Genomic DNA, 263 nt, shown 5'->3' on the forward strand with positions numbered 1-263 from the left:
CATGTCGGCTCCATGTACCAGCATGGCGGCAACCGCGTCGATAACGTCGACATGTGCTACCTGTGCCACAACTCGGCGGCCAACGACCAGTTCGTTCGTGCCGACATGAATGTGGATCCGTCTGATGCCTACGACGGCCGTGCCGGTCAGAACATCGGCATGAAGGAGATGCTGCATGCGGTGCACTCGGCCGGCGCGACGACCGCCCCGATCGTGATCTACCGCGGTCGCGGCATCTACGGCTGGGCCGGCGACGTGTCGCA

1 protein-coding gene is annotated in these 263 nt (G+C 63.9%); it reads left to right on the plus strand.

Annotation, left to right across the window (positions count from 1 at the left end):
• A partial coding sequence (locus G6N75_RS00340) for a hypothetical protein (RefSeq protein ID WP_206202823.1) occupies nt 1-263 on the plus strand: 263 nt, incomplete at both ends.

Origin of the sequence: Thioalkalivibrio sp. XN8 (assembly GCF_011058255.1) — a bacterium.
GTDB lineage: Bacteria > Pseudomonadota > Gammaproteobacteria > Steroidobacterales > XN24 > XN24.